Origin of the sequence: Micromonospora ferruginea (genome assembly GCF_013694245.2) — a bacterium.
Lineage (GTDB): Bacteria > Actinomycetota > Actinomycetes > Mycobacteriales > Micromonosporaceae > Micromonospora > Micromonospora robiginosa.
Window position 1 is genome coordinate 5229106 of sequence record NZ_CP059322.2, and the last position, 18778, is coordinate 5247883.

Below are 18778 nucleotides of genomic sequence, written 5' to 3' on the forward strand. Positions count from 1 at the left end.
CCGCCCCCGGGCCGCGCGGGGGCGACCGGGGCGTTAAGCTGGTTCTTGGTCGCTTCGTGCCGATCTGCGGTTATTTTCGGGCAGTACCGCCCACTGTCACGGCCGGTCCCGGTCAGCGCTCCTTACCCGGTACACTGTGTGACGGTCGCAACACTACGACGCGCGAGGCCGGTCGACGGCGACCCGAGGTGCCGAACGGTGGCATCCCCATGTACCGTAAGAGCCACGAGAGATGCCTGACGTCATCGGGGCCCGCCTTCGGGCTGCCCCGCATTCTGTGCGAGGGGGTCGAGCCATGGGGCGCGGCCGTGCTAAGGCCAAGCAGACGAAGGTGGCCCGGGAGTTGAAGTACCACTCCCCGAACACCGACCTAACCGCCTTGCAGCGTGAGTTGGCGGGTAGTGGAAAGTCTGAGCACAACTTCGACGACGACAAGAACTTTGTCGACGACGATGACGAGGACCACGCGGACGACGACCCGGACCCCTGGGCCCGTCCGACCCGCTGACCTCCGGTCACATCTGAGCACGCGGCAACGCCCGCGTGCTCACGCATGTGCTCACCCCGGAGCCGGCGTGCGACCGACGATCAGGGACCTGCCGCACCGGGTGCCTCCCCGGCCGCGCTGGCAGGTCCCCTGATCGCGGCGCCGTCGCCTCAGCGCGGCCGGTTGTTCCAGTTGTAGAACGTCGGGATGTTCTCGAAGTGGTTCCACGCGCACACCGCGTGGGCGCCGTCGGACCCCGACACCTCCGCCCGCAGCAGGCGCGCCGCCTCGGCCTCGCGGAGCAGCGCGGACAACCCCGCAGCGGCATCCCGCACCCGGTCGGTGACCACGTCCCGGTCGGTCTCACTGATGATCTCGGGCATGCGCCAACACTCCCTCCAATAGGCGGATCTTGCTGTTGCGGCAGTGTTCGGTCTCCGTACCGTCGAACCGCCCCTGCTCGAAGTAGCGGTTCGCGGCATGGCCGCCGCCACAGAAGCCGAAGTAGGCGCAGGACGCCCGACACGCCTCCACACCGGCGAGGAACTCACCCACCCAGGGCGTCCGCCCGGCGTCGGCGAGGATCTCCCGCAGCGGGGTGTCCAGCACGTTCCCGCTGCCGAAGTCGCCGTAGCGGGGGTCGGTGAAGCCGGCCAGCTCGGGCGAGAGCACCACCACCGAGCCGTCGTGGCCGACCGTCGGGATCGGGTCGAGCCGGCGGGGCAGCACGTCGTCGGCGGAACCGGCCAGCACCGCGCCGGCGTACCGCAGCGACCACTCCACCTCACGCAGGTGGATCCGGGGATCCCGGCGCCACGCCCCGACCAGCTCGGCCCAGAAGCCGGTCACCGCCGCCGCGTCCCGCGCGTTCGTCCGGGTGTTGACCCCCTCGGTCTCCTCGATGTTGACGCCCAGCACCTCGCACCCCAGGTCGAGGAAGTAGTCGTACAACTCGGCCGCCAGGCCCGGCTCGGGCCGGGAGACGACCGCGAGGGCCGAGAACGGCAGCCCGTGCCGGCGCAGCGCCGCCACCCCGGCCACGATCCGGTCGTACGCCGGTCGGCCGCCCCGGGTGACCCGCTCGGCGTTACGCGCCCGCGGGCCGTCCACGCTCACACTGACCCGCACCCGGTGCTCGGCGAAGAACGCGCACCAGGCGTCGTCGATCAGCGTCGCGTTGGTCTGCACGTGGTGCTCGACCTCCGGCCCGAACGGGGCCAGCAGGGCGGCCAGGTGCTCCCGGCCGGCCGCGAGCGGCTCACCACCGTGCCAGACCACCGAGCACCGGTCCTGGGCCGCCCAGGGGTTCACCGACGCCGCCACCGCCTCGGCCACAGCCACCGGCATCCGCCGGTCCGCCGCGCGCAGCGGCAGGTAGCAGTAGGCGCAGTCGAGGTTGCACAGCGTGGTCGGCTGCATCACCACGTACGAGGGGACGGCGGCGATGCCCCGCATTCCGCCAGGCGTGCGCGCAGCCATCGACCCTCCCCCGCCTGAAAAAACCGAACCTTCAGGCTAGGCGGAGGCGGCCACTCGGGTGAACCCCCGATCAGGTGCCCGGATGATCAACGCAGGGTGATCATCCGCGGGTGTGCTGGCCGACCATCTGCACGTTGCCGGAACCCTCGATGATCTCGCCGGCCTGCCAGGCGTCGACACCCCGGCCGGTCAGGGTGGCCAGCGCGCGGTCGGCGTCCTCGGCGGCGACGATGGCGAACATGCCGACGCCCATGTTGAACGTCGACTCCATCTCCGGGTCCTCGATCCGGCCCTTGGACTGGATCAGGTCGAAGATCGGCTGCGGCTTCCAGGTGGACCGGTTGACCACCGCGTCGACGTTCTCGGGCAGGACCCGGACCAGGTTGCCCGGGATGCCGCCGCCGGTCACGTGGGCCAGCGCCCGCACCTCCGCCTCGGCGATCAGCTTGAGGCAGTCCTGCGCATAGATCTTGGTCGGGGTGAGCAGCTCCTCGCCCAGCGTGCGCTGGCGACCGAAGTCGTCGATCACCACGTCCAGCCGCATCCGGCCCGCGCCGAGCAGCACGTGCCGGACCAGGGAGTAGCCGTTGGAGTGCAGGCCGGAGGAGCGCATGGCGATCACCACGTCGCCCACCTCGACGCGCTCCGGGCGGAGGATCTCGCTCTCCTCCACCACGCCCACGCCGGTGGCGGAGATGTCGTACTCGTCCGGGCGCAGCACACCGGGGTGCTCGGCGGTCTCGCCGCCCAGCAGCGCGCAGCCGGCGTACCGGCAGCCGTCGGCGATGCCGGCGCCGATCTCGGCGACCCGGTCCGGCACGACCTCGCCGGTGGCGATGTAGTCGAGCAGGAACAGCGGCTCGGCGCCGCAGGCGACCAGGTCGTCGACGACCATGGCGACCAGGTCGATGCCGACCGTGTCGTGGATGTCGAGCTGCTGGGCGATCACCAGCTTGGTGCCCACGCCGTCGGTGGACGAGGCCAGGATCGGGTTCTTGTATTTCTTGGTGTCCAGCCGGAACAGGCCGGCGAAGCCGCCCAGGTCGCCCATGACCTCCGGGCGCCGGGTCTGCTTGACCTTGGACTTGAGCAGCTCAACCGCGCGGTCGCCCGCCTCGATCGACACCCCGGCGTCGGCGTACGAGACCGAGCGTTTGCGCTGCGTCCGGCCGGACCCCGCCGACCAGGGCTGGCGGTCGCCGCCGGCGCCCGTCGGGCTGGATCCTGCGCCGCTGCGCTCGGACACGTGCGTCACGGTTCTCCCCTTTGTGGTTCCGCGGGGCCGGAGCGGCCGGACCCGCGTCGGTGGTGCTACGGGTGATGGGTCGGTGTGGCGACGAGCGGGTTGGTGGGCTCGGCCGCCTCGGCGACGACCCGGCGGCCCACTCCCTCGAGCACGTGCTTGCCGATCAGGTTCCCGGCCGGCAGTTCGATCGGGTACTCCCCATCGAAGCACGCCCGGCAGAGCCGGGTCTTCGGCTGCTCGGTCGCCGCGATGAGACCGGGCAGCGATACGTAGCCCAGCGTGTCGGCGCCGATCGACCGCCGGATGCCCTCGTTGTCCAGCCCGTTGGCCAGCAGTTCGGCCCGGGTGGCGAAGTCGATGCCGTAGAAACAGGGCCAACTCACCGGCGGCGAGGAGATCCGGACGTGCACCTCCAACGCGCCCGCCTCCCGCAGCAGCCGGACGATGGCCCGCTGGGTGGTGCCCCGGACGATCGAGTCGTCCACCACCACCAGCCGCTTGCCGCGGACGTTCTGCCGCAGCGGGTTCAGCTTCAACCGGACGCCGAGCGCGCGCAGCGTCTGCGAGGGCTGGATGAACGTGCGCCCGACGTACGGGTTCTTCATCAGGCCCTGGCCGTAGGTGATGCCGGACTCCTCGGCGTAGCCGATCGCCGCCGGCGTGCCCGACTCCGGCACCGGGATCACCAGGTCGGCCTCGACCGGGTGCTCCTTGGCGAGGCGGCGGCCGATCTCCACCCGGGCGGCGTGCACGTTCCGGCCGGCGATGGTGGCGTCCGGCCGGGCGATGTAGACGTATTCGAAGAGGCAGCCCTTGGGCTCCGGCGCGGCGAACCGGCTGGACCGCAGCCCGCCCTCGTCGATCGCGATCAGCTCGCCCGGCTCGACCTCGCGGACCACGCTCGCGCCGACGATGTCCAGCGCGGCGGTCTCGCTCGCCACCACCCAGCCGCGCTCCAGCCGGCCGAGGACCAGCGGGCGCACCCCGTGCGGGTCGCGGGCCGCGTAGAGCGTCGACTCGTCCATGAAGACGAAGCTGAACGCGCCGCGCAACTGCGGCAGCACCTCCAGCGCGGCCGCCTCGACCGACAGGTCGGGCCGGCTGGCCAGCAGCATGGTGACCAGCGACGTGTCGTTGCTCGACCCGTCGGAGTCCATCCCCCGGGCGGACACCTCGCGCTGGAGGTCCGCGGTGTTGACCAGGTTGCCGTTGTGGGCCAGCGCGATCGTCGTGCCGGCGGTGGTGGCCCGGATCGTCGGCTGGGCGTTCTCCCAGGTCGAACCGCCGGTGGTCGAGTAGCGCGCGTGCCCGATCGCGACGTGCCCGCGCAGGCTGGCCAGCGTCGGCTCGTCGAACACCTGGGCGACCAGGCCGAGGTCCTTGTAGACCACCACGCCGGAGCCGTCGCTGACCGCGATGCCGGCGGCCTCCTGACCTCGGTGCTGCAGGGCGTAGAGCCCGAAATAGGTCAGATTGGCTACCTCTTCCCCGGGCGCCCAGACGCCGAAGACGCCGCACGCGTCCTGGGGGCCGGGTCGTTGGGGGTCAAGGTCGTGGCTCAGCCGGCCATCGCCTCGGGGCACCTGCCGCTCCCTCGTGCTGGGGGGTCTGGACTGGCCTGGCGGAGTCGGGGGGCAGCTCCGCACCGTGGGCCGGGACCGTCGTCGGCCACCAGTGTACGCGAACAGACGTCGCCACCGACAGTCACGACATGTCCGCCGAACGTGACGCGGGCCGGTTCCGCCGACCGACTAAATCGGGAGGTACGCGGAAAGGTCGGCCCGGTTTCCGGAGACCCGCACGCGACCCTCGGTGACCACCTCCGCCCATCCGAGGCGCCCGGTGGCGAGCGCCAGCCAGGTGGCCGGATCCATCTCGACCACGTTCGGCGGGGTGCCGCGGGTGTGTCGCGGCCCGGTCACGCACTGCACCGCGCCGTAGGGTGGGACCCGCACCTCCACCGATCGGCCGGGGGCGCGCTCCGCCAGGGCGGCCAAGAGCGTCCGGACCGCCTCCCGCAACACCGGCCGTTCGGGCGTACGCCCCTCGTCCAGCGCCGCGAGTGCGGCGAGCACCGAGTCGGAATAAGCGCGCGGAGAGGACACGACGGGACGATACGACCCGGCAGAAGGCCGCCCGACGCCGGCCCTGGGTAGAGATGATCCGGTCAGACAAGGCATAGTTGCCGACGGCGTAATTCGTACCGTGAGTGATCGACCCGGCCGGACCGGCCGGCGGGGAGATCAGACCCGGAAGGCGGTGGACGTGTCAACACACCGACGTGCCTGGAAGCATCGGGCCGGTGTGGTCGTGGCGCTGGTCTTCGGCGCGCTGCTCACCGTCCCCGCCACACCCGCCCTCGCGGCCAGCGTCAGCGTCTCGCCCGGATCGGTCACGGTCAACGCCGGCAGCGACACCACCGTCAGCGTCCAGGTCACCCCGAGCGACGGCGACCAGAACGCCCAGATCGGCCTCACCGGCCTGCCGCCCGGCGTCAGCTGCGTCTCCGGGTGCGGCCAACTCAACTTCCCGCCCGGCAACCCGAGGCCGAAGACCCAGCTTCTGACGATCCGCGCCAACGACAACGCGCAGGACGCCAACGGCTCGGTGACCGTGCAGGTGCAGCCCGACCAGTCGGACCCGGCGACGGGAAACTTCAACCTGACGGTCAAGAGCAAGGCCGCGCCGCCGCCGCAGCAGCCGCAGACCGTCAAGACGGTCTCCGGCAAGGTGGTCAACTCCGACGGCGAGCCGATCTCCGGCGCGCTGGTCATGCTGCGCGACAGCGCCGGCAAGGAGCGCCGGACGAACGCGAACGGCAGCGGCAACTTCAGCTTCAGCGGCTCCGCCGACAACCCGATCGCGCCGGGCCGGCTCGACCTCGGCGCCACCACCCAGGGCGCCGACCCCGGCACCAAGTCGATCAACGCGAACGCGGGTCAGTCCGTCACCGGGCTGCGGATCAGCGTGGCGGTCAAGGCGTCGGCGAGCCCGAGCGCGACGCCGTCGGCAAGCGAGTCCGCCCCGCCGTCCGAGGAAGTGACCGAGGACGAGGCGACCGACGCGGCCACCTCCGACGCACCGGCCGCGCAGCAGCCGGCCGCGAACGACGACTCCGGCGACTCCAGCTCGTGGCTGCTCATCCTGCTCGGCGGCCTCTTCGTCGCCGTCGGCGTGGGCACCATCGTGCTGCTCTACATGCGCCGCAAGAACGAGGACGCCGACGGCGACGGCCCGGGCGGGCCGGTCGGACCGGCTGGCCCGGGTGGGGCCGCAGCGGCCGGCGCGATCCCCGCGGCCCGGGGCGCCTACCGGGGCGCGGACGACCAGACCCGGGTGGTCAACGGCATGGGCGCCAGCCCGGCGCCGACCATGGTCGGTGGCGCCGCGCTCAGCGACGCGCCCACCATGCTGCAACGCCCGGTCGTGGACGACGTCCCGCCGGACCCGTACGGCGCGCCGCCCGGCACCGGGTACGGCGTCGGCGCGGGCCAGGCCGGTTACGGCTACGGCGACGACGCGCCCGGTCAGGGCGGCTACGGCGGCAACGCCGGCTACGGCAACGCGCCTTCCTCGGGCAGCGGCTACGGCAACGGCCCGTCCTCCGGCGCCGGCTACGGCAGCCCGGACTACGCGGCCGGAGCAGCGGGCGCGGCCGGTGCCGCCGGGGCGCCCGGCTACCCGCCGGCGCAGGGCGGTGGCTACGGCAACGAGCGCTTCGACGAGCCCACCGGCCGCTACACCGGTGACAGCACCCAGTACGCGCCGGCGGCCGACCCGTACCCGACCAGCACCTACCAGCCCGAGCAGGGGCAGGGTTACGACCAGTCCGCCTCCGGGCAGTACGGGCGGGGCGCGGAGCAGGGCGCCGGTTACGGCTACGGCGCCGCGTCCGGCGGGTACGACAACGCCGCCGGTGGCTACGACGGCGGCCGGCAGCAGGGCGGCTACAGCGACGCGCCGACCGGCGGCTACGACGCCAACGCGACGGGTGGGTACGACGCCACCCGGGGTGCGGCCTACGGCGACGCCCCGGCCGGCGGCTACGGCGACGCCCCCGGCTACGGCGGCAACCGGCCCGGCGGTGGTTACGACAACGCCCCGGCGGGCGGCTACGACGCCAACCCGACCGGCGGCTACGACGGCACCCGGCAGCAGGGCGGCTACGGCGACGCGCCCGCCGGCGGCTACGACGCCAACCCGGCGGGCGGCTACGACGGCCGGCAGCAGGGCGGTTACGACGGCGGCCAGGGCGGCTACGGCCAGCAGGGCGGCTACGACGGCGGCCAGCAGGGCGGCTACGACCAGCGCGGCGGCTACGGTGACGGCTACGGCCAGTCGCCGCAGGGCGGCTACGGCGAGCAGGGCGGCTACGGCCAGGAGCCGCCGCAGCAGCGCGGCGGTGGCTACGACAACCAGGGCGGCTACCACAACGACCCGGCGCAGGCCGCCGGTCGGGCCCGTCCGGACGGCCAGCCCGACCGGAGCGGCCGGCGCCTCGACTGGCTGGACGACTGAGGTTCATCTCTGAGACGGTGGCCGCCCGCAGGACGCGGGCGGCCACCGTCGTCAGGTGACCAGGTCGGCGGAAGCGGGCTGCCTGACCAGGACCATGAACCTCGGTGCGTCTTCCCAGGCCGGGGTCAGAGTGCCGTGCGAAGCGAGCAAGGCGGGGCCGGGCGCTCAGCGTGGATCTTGGAGTTGTGGTGCCAGCACATGTCGGCTTTGTGCCGCTATCGGAGGTGCCACAAGTCCAAGATCGACGCTGAGGCTGGTGGCCGGACCTCAGGCGGCGGTGAAGTAGCCCTGGCGGAGGACGGGGACGACGTCGGAGGTGCCTACCTCGACGGCGATCGCGACGTCGTCGGCGAAGCCGCCCTCGGTCAGTTCCCGGCCGGAGACGCAGCCCCGGACCGCCGCCGGCACGTCCGGCGTGCTGGCCAGCGCGGCCAACGCCATCGCCGACTCCACCGAGAGCCCACCGGGCACCCCGGCCAGCGCGTCCAGCACGCAGGCCGCCCCGAGCTGGTCCTCGACGCAGGGGCGCAGCGACCCGTCGGGCCAACGCTCCCCGGCGGCCACCACACCCACCGGGGCGTCGGTCGTGCCGTACCCCTGGTGGCGGAGCCATCGCCCGACGGCGCGCGCGTTGCGCAGGCACGCCGCGACCACCGGGATGCCGGTGGCGCTCGCCGCGGCGCTGATCGCGGAGCCATTGGGCGACGGCAGCACCAGGTCGGCGACCACCGGCGCGGTCCGCAGCGCCGCCGGGGAGAGCGACCACGGATGCTCCGGGGTCGTCTGCCGGCGGCCGACGGCGGCGACGGCGCCCACCCGGCGGGCGTACTCGGCGGCCTGCTCACCCCACGGGAACGGGTGCACCCGTGAGCCCCGGCTGACCGCGACCTCCACGGCGGTGGTGAACGACAACACGTCCACCACCACGAGGGCGGCGCAGACCCGGCCGAGTTCCGCCGCCCCGGTCAGCCCCCAGTCGAAGCGGGCGCCGGCGCCGGGTTGGGCGAAGACGGCCAAGGCCAGAGCCTCAGCGCTGATCCGGTGCGGGGCGCTGGTCGGGCTCACCGGAAGCCGTCCGGGTGTCGTCCGGGGCGGTCGCCGCCTCGGCCGGGTCGCTCGGGCTCTCGGTGGGGGTCACCTCGGCCCGCGCCGGGGCCGGTCCGGCCGGCGTGCTCGCCGACCCGCCCGAAGCCGGGCCGGTGGGCTCGGCCTCGGCCCCGGCCGCGCCCCGAGCCGCATCCGTGCGCCCGGTCGCCCGGGTCGGCTCGGCGGACCCGTCCTCGGTCGTCGCGGCGGAGCGGGCCGGAGCGGGCTCGGCGTCGGGCCGCACCCGGTCGCCGGGCGTCTCGGCCTCGGCGGCCTTGGCGATCGGCTCCGCGTCGACCTGGGCCGGCTCCACGCCGACCGGCTGCTCGGCGTTGGCCGGGAGCACGGTGCTGGTGCCGGTACGGGTCGCCGCCACTTCCACCTGCGGCGCCTCGGCCTGGCCGAAGAGGCGCGGCAGGGTCGCGCCGTGCGCCTCGCGCAGCTCGTCCAGGCCGATCCGGAACTGGCCGCGCACCTCCAGCGCGCCGCCGGTCGGGTCGGTGACGCCGATGAACTCCCACGGCACGCCGTGCTCGCCGCAGAGGGCGGTGAACGCCTTCTCGTGCCCGCGCGGCACCGACACCAGCACCCGGCCGGCCGACTCGCTGAACAGGAAGACGAACGGCATCGAGCCCTCGGCGAAGTGCTCCGGCAGCGCGATCTGCGCGCCGACGCCACGACGCAGGGTGGACTCGACCAGGCTCTGCGCCAGGCCGCCGTCGGAGAGGTCGTGCGCCGAGCTGACGTGCCCGACCCGGGCCGCCTCGGCCAGCAGCTCGCCGAGCTGCCGCTCCCGGGCCAGGTCGACCTGCGGCGGGATGCCGCCGAGGTGCTCGTGGGTCACCCAGGCCCACTCGGAACCGGACAGCTCGACGTGCGTCTCGCCCAGCAGGAAGAGCTGGTCGTGGTCGCCGGCCGGCCGCGGCTCGAAGCCCATCGGCACCCGCTGGGCGACGTCGTCGAGCACGCCCAGCACGCCGACCACCGGGGTGGGGTGGATGGCCGCGGCGCCGGTCTGGTTGTAGAAGCTGACGTTGCCGCCGGTGACCGGGATCCCCAGCTCCAGGCAGCCGTCGGCCAGGCCGCGAACGGCCTCGGCGAACTGCCACATGACGCCCGGGTCCTCCGGCGAGCCGAAGTTCAGGCAGTTGGTCACCGCGATCGGCTTCGCGCCGGTCACGGCCACGTTCCGGTACGCCTCGGCGAGCGCCAGCTTCGTCCCGTGGTACGGGTCGAGGCGGGCGTACCGGCCGTTGCCGTCGACGGAGAGGGCGACGCCCAGGCCGCTCCGCTCGTCGATCCGGATCACGCCGGAGTCCTCCGGCTGGGCGAGCACGGTGTTGCCCAGCACGTACCGGTCGTACTGCTCGGTCACCCAGGTCTTGTCGGCCAGGTTCGGCGAGGCGATCATGCGGAGCACGGTCTCCCGGAGCGCGTCCGGGGTGCTCGGCCGGGGCAGCGTCTCGGCCCGGTCGGCCTGGAGCAGGATCAGGTCGGCCGGCTCCCGCATCGGGCGGGCGTAGACCGGGCCGTCGTCCACCAGCGAGCCCGGGGGCACGTCGACCACGAGCTGGTCGCGCCAGGTGATGACCAGGCGGCCCGGACGGCCGTCCGGCGAGGGCGCGGTGACCTCGCCGATGGCGGTGGCCCAGACGCCCCACTTCTCGGCGGTCTTGAGCACCGCCTCCAGCTTCTCCGGCGTGACGACCAGCAGCATCCGCTCCTGGGACTCGCTGGCCAGGATCTCGTGCGGCTCCATCGAGGGCTCGCGCAGCGGGACCCGCTCCAGCCAGACCCGCATGCCGGTGCCGGCGGAGGCGGCGGTCTCGGTCAGCGCGCAGGTCAGGCCGGCACCGCCGAGGTCCTGGATGCCGACGACCAGTTCGGCGTCGTACAGCTCCAGGCACGCCTCGATGAGCAGCTTCTCCATGAACGGGTCGCCCACCTGCACGGACGGGCGGCGCTGCTCGCTGCCCTCGTCGAAGGTGGCGCTGGCCAGCACGGACACGCCGCCGATGCCGTCGCGGCCGGTCTTGGCGCCCATCAGCACCACGACGTTGCCGGGGCCGGTGGCGTCCTTCTTCTGCAGCCGGTCGACCGGCAGCACGCCGAGGCAGAGCGCGTTGACCAGCGGGTTGCCCTGGTAGCAGGGGTCGAAGACCACCTCGCCGCCGATGTTGGGCAGGCCGAGGCAGTTGCCGTAGCCGCCGACGCCGGCCACCACGCCGGGCAGCACGCGCGCGGTGTCCGGGTGGTCGGCCGCGCCGAAACGCAGCGGGTCCATCACGGCCACCGGGCGGGCGCCCATGGCGAGGATGTCGCGGACGATGCCGCCGACGCCGGTCGCCGCGCCCTGGTACGGCTCGACGAAGCTCGGGTGGTTGTGCGACTCGACCTTGAAGGTCACGGCCAGCTCGTCGGAGACCCGGACCACGCCGGCGTTCTCCCCGATGCCGGCGAGCAGCCGGTCGCTCGGCGGGGCCTTCTCGCCGAACTGGCGCAGGTGCACCTTGCTCGACTTGTAGGAGCAGTGCTCGCTCCACATGATCGAATACATGGCCAGCTCGGCCTGGGTGGGCCGGCGGCCGAGGATGTGCCGGATCCGGTCGTACTCGTCGTCGCGGAGGCCCAGCTCGGCGTACGGCTGGAGTTCCTCCGGCGAGCCACCGGCGCGCTGCACGGTGTCCACGCCCAGCGCCCAGTCGTCGGTCGGGCCGGTCTGCGGCACCACGCTCTGCGCCTGGCGCAGGGCCGGCTCCGGATGGGTGGTCATGACGTCTCCTTGCTGCGCTCGCCGCCGGCGCGGCGGGTGAGCCGACCGATGGTCCCGGCCACGATCACGCCGGCGCTCCCACCAGGTGCTTGAGCACCGAGGTGAAGAAGCCGAGGCCGTCCAGGGAGGGGCCGGTGAGCGCCTCCACCGCGTGCTCGGGATGCGGCATGATGCCGACGACGTTGCCGGCCTCGTTGGTGATCGCGGCGATGTCACGCTGCGAACCGTTGGGGTTGCCGCCCAGGTAGCGGGCGACGACGCGACCCTCGCCCTCCAGCCGGTCCAGCGTGGCCGGGTCGGCGACGTAGCAGCCCTCGCCGTTCTTGACCGGGACGAGCACCTCCTGGCCCGGCTGGAACGCGTTGGTCCAGGCGGTGCCGGTGGCCTCGATCCGCAGGACCTGGTCGCGGTTGCGGAAGTGCAGGTGCTGGTTGCGGGTGAGCGCCCCGGGCAACAGGTGGGCCTCGCAGAGGATCTGGAAGCCGTTGCAGATGCCCAGCACCGGCAGGCCGCCGCGGGCGGCCTCGACGACCGTCTCCATCACCGGGGCGAACCGGGCGATGGCGCCGCAGCGCAGGTAGTCGCCGTAGGAGAAACCACCGGGCAGGACGACGGCGTCCACCCCGTGCAGGTCCGGGTCGCCGTGCCAGAGCCGGACCGGCTCGGCGCCGGCGATGCGCACGGCCCGGGCCGCGTCCCCGTCGTCGAGCGAGCCGGGGAAGGTCACCACACCGACCCGGGCGGTCACGACGGCGCGCCCGCGGTCTCGTCGGTGACCACGCGGACGGTGAAGTCCTCGATGACCGGGTTGGCGAGCAGCTTGTCGGCGATCTCGCGGGCCCGGTCGAGGTCCGGTTCGCCGGTGAACTCGATCTCGATCCGCCTGCCGATCCGGACCGAGGCGACGTCACTGACGCCGAGCCGGGGCAGCGCGTTTGCGACGGCCTGGCCCTGCGGATCGAGGATCTCGGGCTTGAGCATGACGTCGACGACGACGCGAGGCACTGGGCACTCCTGACTGTGTACGCAGTTGGGTGCCGGCCCACAAACGGCCGAGCGCAGCCAGCCTACCTGGCAGATACCGTCCCGCCCGCACCGGCCGGTCCGGTTCGGGCGATCATCCGCGGCGGCTGCGGCGCGTGTCCGTGACCGTTGCGCGTTCGTTGCGGCGTCGATACGTAAACGTTGCGCGCCGAGCCGGCCACCTATCGCCCGCAACGGGTCTCACCAGGCATTTTGCCCTGTCGGGCGGGGCGGCGCGACCGGTTTCCGACAGCGCCCCGCCACGCCGCGCGGCGCACCTCACATGATCGATGCATCTCGATTGACATCTTGTGACGCGACCCGCCACGCCCGTAGCATGCATCGTCAGACATCGATGTTAGTGATCGACGTCCCCCGCTGGTTCACCCCGCCCGGCGGGTCCTGATCCACCCGGTGACCCCGGGTGTCCGCGCAGAAGGAGCCCCGACCATGCGCCTCCGTTCCCTGCTCGCCGTGCTGACCACCACGCTGGCCGGCGTGCTGGCCACCGCAACCGGCGCCGGCGCCGCACCGGCCGGCCCGCAGCCGATCATCGGCGGCGGCACCGTCTCGTCCGCGCCGTGGGCCGCGGCCGTCTTCAGCAACGGCTCGTTCACCTGCTCCGGCAGCGTGATCGCGTCCCAGTGGGTGCTCACCGCCCGGCACTGCGTCAGCGGCACCATGTCGGTACGGGTCGGCAGCGTCTACTACGCCTCGGGCGGGGTCACCCGCACGGTGAGCGCCTCCTACACCCGCAACGACCTGGCCCTGCTCCGGCTCTCCAGCACGGTCAGCGCCTCCGCCGTGTCGCTGGCCAGCAGCAACCCGCCGGTCGGCTCCACCAACTCGATCTACGGCTGGGGCATGACCTGCTACAGCGGCTGCGGCGCGTCGCCCCAGCTCAAGACCGCCAACGTCCGGGTGACCAGCACCAGCGCCACCGACGCGTACGGCGGCCAGGCGATCCGGAGCACCCGGGTCACCGGCAACGCCTGGCGCGGCGACTCGGGCGGCCCGGAGTTCTACAACGGCCAGCAGGTCGGCGTGGCCTCCACGGCCGACGGGTCCAGCATCCAGAACTACGGCAGCGTCGCGTACAACCGGTCCTGGATCACCTCGGTGGCCGGTGTCTGACGCTTTCCACCGGGTGCGGCGCGGATGGGTCGGGAGTCGCCCGGCCGTCCGCGCCGCGCAGTTTCGCAGCATCCGATCAGCTGCACACGGCACCCGAACCACCTCCGCCGGTGACTGACAGCATCGGAACCGTGCTGGTCGTGACGACGGATCAACTGCCCGGCTACGAGATCCGCCAGATCCTCGGCGAAGTGGTCTCCTCGATGGCGAGGACCCGCAACCCGTACCGCGAGGGGGTCAAGAACCTGCGCGGTGGCGCCTACGACCCGATGGCGCCGGACAACCTCACCCGGTGGCGTACCGACTCGGTCGCCCGCCTGGGTGAGGAGGCGCAGCGGCTCGGCGCGAACGCGGTGATCGGTATGCGCTTCGACAGCCGCGACTGCGGCGAGATGTGGATGGAGATCTGCGCCTACGGCACCGCGGTGATCGTCGCGCCGAAGACGCCCGACGTGATGCCGCCGGACCAGCCGATGATCGCCGCCGAGACCGCCCACGACCCGGAGATCGCCACCGCCCCCGGCGGCATCGCCGAACCGGCCAGCGCCCCCAACCTGAGTTCGGCGGCCGAAACCCCCACCGGCCCCTGACCCCCTCACCCGCCCCGCCGCCCTCGCTGTTGATCATGAAGTTAGCGGCACCAATGGAGATCGAATATGCCGCCAACTTCATGATCGACGAAGAAGGGCTCGGGGTCAGAGGATGGGGGTGGGGAGTAGGTGGCGGCCTCGGGGTGGGTTTCCACGATTCTGGTGATTCTTGCGGTCAACCGGTTGACCTGGTCGTCGGCGGCGCCGGTGAAGGTGTTGCGGTCGGCGACGAGGGCGTCGATCTCGGGGCGGGTCAGGTTCAGGCGGCCGTCGGCGGCGAGGCGGTCGAACAGGTCGTTCTCGGCCGCGCCCTTCTCCCGCATGGCCAGCGCCACCGCGACCGCGTGCTCCTTGATCACCTCGTGCGCCACCTCCCGGCCCACGCCCCGGCGGACGGCGGCGACCAGGATCTTCGTGGTGGCCAGGAACGGCAGGAAGCGCTCCAGCTCCCGGTTGATCACCGCCGGGTACGGGCCGAACTCGTCCAGCACGGTGAGGAACGTCTGGAACAGGCCGTCGGCGGCGAAGAACGCGTCCGGCAGCGCCACCCGGCGCACCACCGAGCAGGAGACGTCACCCTCGTTCCACTGGTCGCCGGCCAGCTCGCCGACCATCGACAGGTAACCCCGGATGATCACCGCGAAGCCGTTCACCCGCTCCGAGGACCGGGTGTTCATCTTGTGCGGCATCGCGCTGGACCCGACCTGCCCCGGCTTGAAGCCCTCGGTGACCAGCTCCTGACCGACCATCAGCCGGATCGTGGTGGCCAGCGACGACGGCGCGGCGGCCACCTGGGCCAGCGCGGAGAGCACGTCGAAGTCCAGCGAACGCGGGTAGACCTGCCCGACGCTGTCCAGCACCCGGGCGAACCCCAGGTGCCCGGCCACCCGGCGCTCCAGCTCGGCCACCTTGCCGGCGTCGCCGTCGAAGAGGTCGAGCTGGTCGGCGGCGGTGCCCACCGGCCCCTTGATCCCGCGCAGCGGGTAGCGGCCGATCAGGTCCTCCAGCCGCTCGTACGCGATCAGCAGCTCCTCCGCGGCCGACGCGAAGCGCTTGCCCAGCGTGGTGGCCTGCGCGGCCACGTTGTGCGACCGACCGGTCATCACCAGCGCGGAGTATTCGCCCGCGTGCCAGCCCAGCCGGGCCAGCGTGGCGACCACCCGGTCCCGGATCAGCTCCAGCGACGCCCGGACCTGGAGCTGCTCGACGTTCTCGGTCAGGTCGCGGGAGGTCATCCCCTTGTGCACGTGCTCGTGCCCGGCGAGCGCGCTGAACTCCTCGATCCGGGCCTTCACGTCGTGCCGGGTGACCCGCTCCCGGGCCGCGATCGAGGCCAGGTCGACGTCGTCGACCACCCGCTCGTACGCCTCGACCACCCCGTCCGGCACCGGCACACCGAGGTCGCGCTGGGCCCGGAGCACGGCCAGCCAGAGTCGGCGCTCCATCCGGACCTTCTCCTCCGGTGACCAGAGGGCGACCAGCTCGGGCGAGGCGTACCGGTTGGCGAGCACGTTCGGGATCGTCGTCACGTACCTCAGTCTTTCATGACGTCCGCGCACGCCTCGGCGACGCCGGCGCCCGGTCCGGCCCATGGGAGGGCCGGACCGGGAACACCGTCAGCCCAGCCGGATCGCCGGGTCCAGCGCGACCCCGGCCATCTCCTCGGCCGTCAGCAGGTGCCGGTCGCTGGACGAGTGCGTCTGCACGGTCACCCGGGTGCCGTCGGCCCGCTTGACCATCACGAACCGGCTGACGATCCGCTCGGGCGCCGATCCGGCCCGGCGCACGCCCTCCACGTCGAAGGCCACCACCTGTTCTCCCCTCGGGCCGGTGAAGGATCGGCACTTGACCATGCCGGGGGTGCACTCGTCCGGGCCCGCCGTCTGGCCGGGACGTACCCTGCCCACGTAGGCGGCCAGGTATGACCGGACGTCGCCGCGCGCCGCGACACCCACGCCGAACCAACCGGTCATGGAGATCCACTCGAACCTGCTCACCGCGAACTGCGGGGCGTCGGTGACCGGGCCGTCCCAGGTCCTCATGTCGGTGACCGGCCCGGCACCCCGCACCCACCGCAGGTCGGGGGCCTCCCGGTCGAGCGCGGCCAGCATCGCCTCGCGTAGCCGCTCCGGCTGGGTCCGGGCGGCGGCGGACGCGGCCGAGTAGGCGGGCGCCGGGACGTCGGACCCGCTCGGCCGCACGGCCACCCCGACGCCGAGCGCCAGCGCCAGCACCGCGGTCGTCGAGGCGTACGCCCCCACGCGCCACCGTCGACGGCCCTCCCGCGCCATCAGGGTGTCCACGTCCACTGCCGTCGGCGGCGCGTCGCCGATCGCCTCGTCGAAGATCTGCCGGTACGTCATCTCTACCTCCCGCTGTCCAGTGCCGAATGGTGCGAGGCGAGCAGCCGCAGCGTCTCCAGCGCACGGGCGGACTGACTCTTCACGGTCCCGGTGCTGACACCCAGAATCTGCGCGGTCTCCTCGACCGACAGGTCGCAGTAGAAGCGGAGCACCACGACCGCCCGCCGTCTCGGCGTGAGCCGGCCCAGCAGCTCCAGCAGCATCTCCCGCTCACCGACCGCCGGCTCCCCGACCGCCAGGTCCGCCCGGTCCGGCACCTCGCCGGTGCTGCGCTCGCGCCGCCACGGCCGGCGCCGCTCGTCCAGCCAGGCGTTGGTGAGCATTCCCCGGACGTACGCGTCGAGGTTGTCCGCGCCGAGCGCGCGCCGCCAGTTGCGGTACAGCTTGCTCAGCGTGATCGACACCAGGTCGTCCGCCGTGTGCCAGTCCCGGCAGAGCAGGTACGCCGTCCGTCGCAGCGGATCCAGCCGGGTGGACACGTACGCCCGGAACTCGTCCTCGTCCGCCCTGCTCACCGGCGCTCGCCGTTCCCTCGCGTCATGCCCAGGGGACGTAACCGGGCCCCGGTCGGGTTGCTCGCCTCACGGCGATGTCCCAGCCATCGTCGGCGCGTTCACGGCGCCGGGTGCTCGGCCAGGATGTGGAACAGCGCGTCGGCCGCCTCCGCCTCGGTGGCGTACCGCCGCCACAGCCGGTATCGGCCGCGCTCGTAGGGGCCGATCTCCCAGCCGCCGCCAGCGGGCCGGAGGAACCAGAAGTCGGGCGGGACCGGTTGGTACTCGTGCGCGTCCGCCAACTGGAAGGCGTCGGGTGACACCCCCGCGGCCAGCAGCGCGGCCCGCAACTCGTACCGGTCCACGCCCGACCCCCGATCGGCTCAGCAGATCTGCGACGACTGCGCCCACCCGGTCGGGTCGGTGCAGAGGCCGTCCAGGTATTCCTCCACGAGGAACCCGTGGTCGAGCAGCCACTGCACGTTCACCGGGTCCGAGGCCTGCGGGAAGTAGGCCTGGTTCAGCTCGAACTGGGTGCCCATGCCGGGCTGGGCGAACCAGGGTGCGATCGGCCCGGAGTCCACCGGGAACGGCTTGACCACACAGTACGTGTGGTAGTTGGCCAGCGGGGCGAGCGGCGTGGTGGCCGGCGGCGTCGGCGGGGTGTTCAGGCTCTGCGGCGCCAGCGCGCGCGAGCTGAACGGGGTGCCGATCGGCGACAGGAAGGCGCCGGTCGGGTTGCCGAACCGGTCGATCCGGTAGCCCGGCAGCAGGACCTGCCGGGTCTTGACCGGCGCGCCGTGCGGGTCCAGGACGAAGCCGTCCTCCGGCGGGAAGAGCAGGGTGGTCGGGCCGCTGGTCCAGTTCTTCAGCCATTCGGTCTCGGTCTGCGCGCCGAGCCGCTGGTAGCCGGCGAGCAGCGGCCCGACCGGCGAGGCGGTGGGCAGGGTGAGCGGGCCCAGCAGCCGGTTGTTGTCGTAGAACTGGGTGGTCTGCGGGGCGGTCGGCGGCAGCCCCGGCGTGCAGAGGCTGGGGCTGACCGGTGCGGGCTGCGGGCCGGCCGACCGCTCGTCGACCACCGCCGCGCCCTGCGCGAACGCGGCCGAGGGCCCGAGGGCGGACAGCGCCGGGCCGGGTGCCAGCGTCAGGGCCGCGCCGGAGAGGGCGGCCAACAACCAACGGCGAGTTCTCACCGTGAACCTCCTGTTATGGCATGGATCGGTCACCGCCATACTGAGATCTTTTCGCCATTAACCTGAGGTTTTGTCTGGTTACGCCACCTAAACGGGCTATCCGCCGCTGCGTCCGATGCGCCTGCAGGGACGGTGGAACCTCTTCGGCCGGGCGATGATCGTGCCGGCCCGATCCGGGCCGATCACTCTCTCCGGGGATTCCAGATGCGCAGACCCACCCTCGCCGGGCTCGCCGTGACGGCGCTCGCCGGCGGCTCGTTGCTGATGCCCGCCGCACCCGCCCGGGCCGCGGACGCCACCACCCTCTACGTCCGCCAAGCCGCGACCGCGTGCTCCGACACCGGGCCCGGCACGTCGGCCGAGCCGTTCTGTTCGATCGGTCCCGCGGTGGC

Annotated in this window: 16 protein-coding genes and 2 pseudogenes; 4 read left to right on the forward strand and 14 right to left on the reverse strand. The window is 72.9% G+C overall.

Annotated elements, in window-relative coordinates; genetic code table 11:
• The first annotated feature begins 295 nt into the window (after positions 1-295).
• Positions 296-508, forward strand: a complete 213-nt coding sequence (locus H1D33_RS23115) for a DUF3073 domain-containing protein (protein WP_091062223.1) — start codon at positions 296-298, stop codon at positions 506-508.
• A 149-nt stretch (positions 509-657) separates the two neighbouring features.
• Here H1D33_RS23115 and amcA read toward each other — a convergent pair whose 3' ends face one another.
• The 5 genes from amcA to H1D33_RS23140 form a co-directional block, all read right to left on the reverse strand.
• Positions 658-870, reverse strand: a complete 213-nt coding sequence (gene amcA, locus H1D33_RS23120) for a multiple cyclophane-containing RiPP AmcA (RefSeq protein ID WP_181571159.1) — start codon at positions 868-870, stop codon at positions 658-660.
• The gene (amcB, locus tag H1D33_RS23125; protein ID WP_181572619.1) at positions 851-1942 is read right to left on the reverse strand and encodes a cyclophane-forming radical SAM peptide maturase AmcB; all 1092 of its coding nucleotides are present in this window, start codon (positions 1940-1942) and stop codon (positions 851-853) included. The genes amcA and amcB overlap by 20 nt, the downstream gene beginning before the upstream one ends.
• Before the next feature lie 124 nt (positions 1943-2066).
• On the reverse strand, positions 2067-3221 hold the full coding sequence (gene purM / locus H1D33_RS23130) for a phosphoribosylformylglycinamidine cyclo-ligase (RefSeq protein WP_181571158.1): 1155 nt from the start codon (positions 3219-3221) through the stop codon (positions 2067-2069).
• A gap of 56 nt (positions 3222-3277) precedes the next feature.
• A complete protein-coding gene (purF, locus tag H1D33_RS23135; RefSeq protein ID WP_181571157.1) occupies positions 3278-4795 on the reverse strand; it encodes an amidophosphoribosyltransferase in 1518 nt (505 codons plus the stop codon).
• 168 nt (positions 4796-4963) lie between these two features.
• Entirely contained in the window at positions 4964-5287 is a 324-nt protein-coding gene (locus H1D33_RS23140) for a sterol carrier family protein (protein WP_181571156.1), read from the reverse strand.
• A 190-nt stretch (positions 5288-5477) separates the two neighbouring features.
• Between H1D33_RS23140 and H1D33_RS23145 the strand changes: the two genes are divergently transcribed.
• Positions 5478-7730 carry a carboxypeptidase-like regulatory domain-containing protein gene (locus H1D33_RS23145; protein ID WP_181571155.1) on the forward strand — a complete coding sequence of 751 codons (2253 nt, stop codon included), beginning with the start codon at positions 5478-5480 and terminating at the stop codon, positions 7728-7730.
• Between the two features lie 267 nt (positions 7731-7997).
• Here the strand turns inward: H1D33_RS23145 and H1D33_RS23150 are convergent, their stop codons facing one another.
• The 4 genes from H1D33_RS23150 to purS form a co-directional block, all read right to left on the reverse strand.
• Positions 7998-8747, reverse strand: coding sequence for a 2-phosphosulfolactate phosphatase (locus H1D33_RS23150; RefSeq protein ID WP_181571154.1), 750 nt, complete (start codon positions 8745-8747; stop codon positions 7998-8000).
• Between the two features lie 10 nt (positions 8748-8757).
• The gene (purL, locus tag H1D33_RS23155) at positions 8758-11589 is read right to left on the reverse strand and encodes a phosphoribosylformylglycinamidine synthase subunit PurL (protein ID WP_414685435.1); all 2832 of its coding nucleotides are present in this window, start codon (positions 11587-11589) and stop codon (positions 8758-8760) included.
• A gap of 64 nt (positions 11590-11653) precedes the next feature.
• Entirely contained in the window at positions 11654-12337 is a 684-nt protein-coding gene (gene purQ / locus H1D33_RS23160; protein ID WP_181571153.1) for a phosphoribosylformylglycinamidine synthase subunit PurQ, read from the reverse strand.
• The gene (gene purS / locus H1D33_RS23165; RefSeq protein ID WP_181571152.1) at positions 12334-12594 is read right to left on the reverse strand and encodes a phosphoribosylformylglycinamidine synthase subunit PurS; all 261 of its coding nucleotides are present in this window, start codon (positions 12592-12594) and stop codon (positions 12334-12336) included. Before purS ends, purQ begins: the two co-directional genes overlap by 4 nt.
• A 468-nt stretch (positions 12595-13062) precedes the next feature.
• Between purS and H1D33_RS23170 the strand changes: the two genes are divergently transcribed.
• Both H1D33_RS23170 and H1D33_RS23175 read left to right on the forward strand, forming a co-directional pair.
• A complete protein-coding gene (locus tag H1D33_RS23170; RefSeq protein ID WP_181571151.1) occupies positions 13063-13746 on the forward strand; it encodes a S1 family peptidase in 684 nt (227 codons plus the stop codon).
• Positions 13743-14336, forward strand: a pseudogene (locus H1D33_RS23175) (YbjQ family protein). Before H1D33_RS23170 ends, H1D33_RS23175 begins: the two are co-directional and overlap by 4 nt.
• A 113-nt stretch (positions 14337-14449) precedes the next feature.
• Here H1D33_RS23175 and purB read toward each other — a convergent pair.
• The 5 genes and pseudogenes from purB to H1D33_RS23200 form a co-directional block, all read right to left on the reverse strand.
• Positions 14450-15865: pseudogene (purB, locus tag H1D33_RS23180) on the reverse strand (adenylosuccinate lyase); the annotation flags it as partial.
• Positions 15866-15952: 87 nt separating this feature from the next.
• Positions 15953-16699: a hypothetical protein gene (locus tag H1D33_RS23185; RefSeq protein WP_181571150.1), complete on the reverse strand. Its 747-nt coding sequence runs from the start codon at positions 16697-16699 to the stop codon at positions 15953-15955.
• Between the two features lie 2 nt (positions 16700-16701).
• Positions 16702-17214: a SigE family RNA polymerase sigma factor gene (locus H1D33_RS23190; RefSeq protein ID WP_181571149.1), complete on the reverse strand. Its 513-nt coding sequence runs from the start codon at positions 17212-17214 to the stop codon at positions 16702-16704.
• 98 nt (positions 17215-17312) lie between these two features.
• A complete protein-coding gene (locus H1D33_RS23195; protein WP_181571148.1) occupies positions 17313-17558 on the reverse strand; it encodes a hypothetical protein in 246 nt (81 codons plus the stop codon).
• An 18-nt stretch (positions 17559-17576) separates the two neighbouring features.
• Positions 17577-18386 (reverse strand): TNT domain-containing protein, encoded by an 810-nt coding sequence (locus H1D33_RS23200; protein WP_181571147.1) that lies wholly within the window; start codon positions 18384-18386, stop codon positions 17577-17579.
• Positions 18387-18778 lie beyond the last annotated feature (392 nt).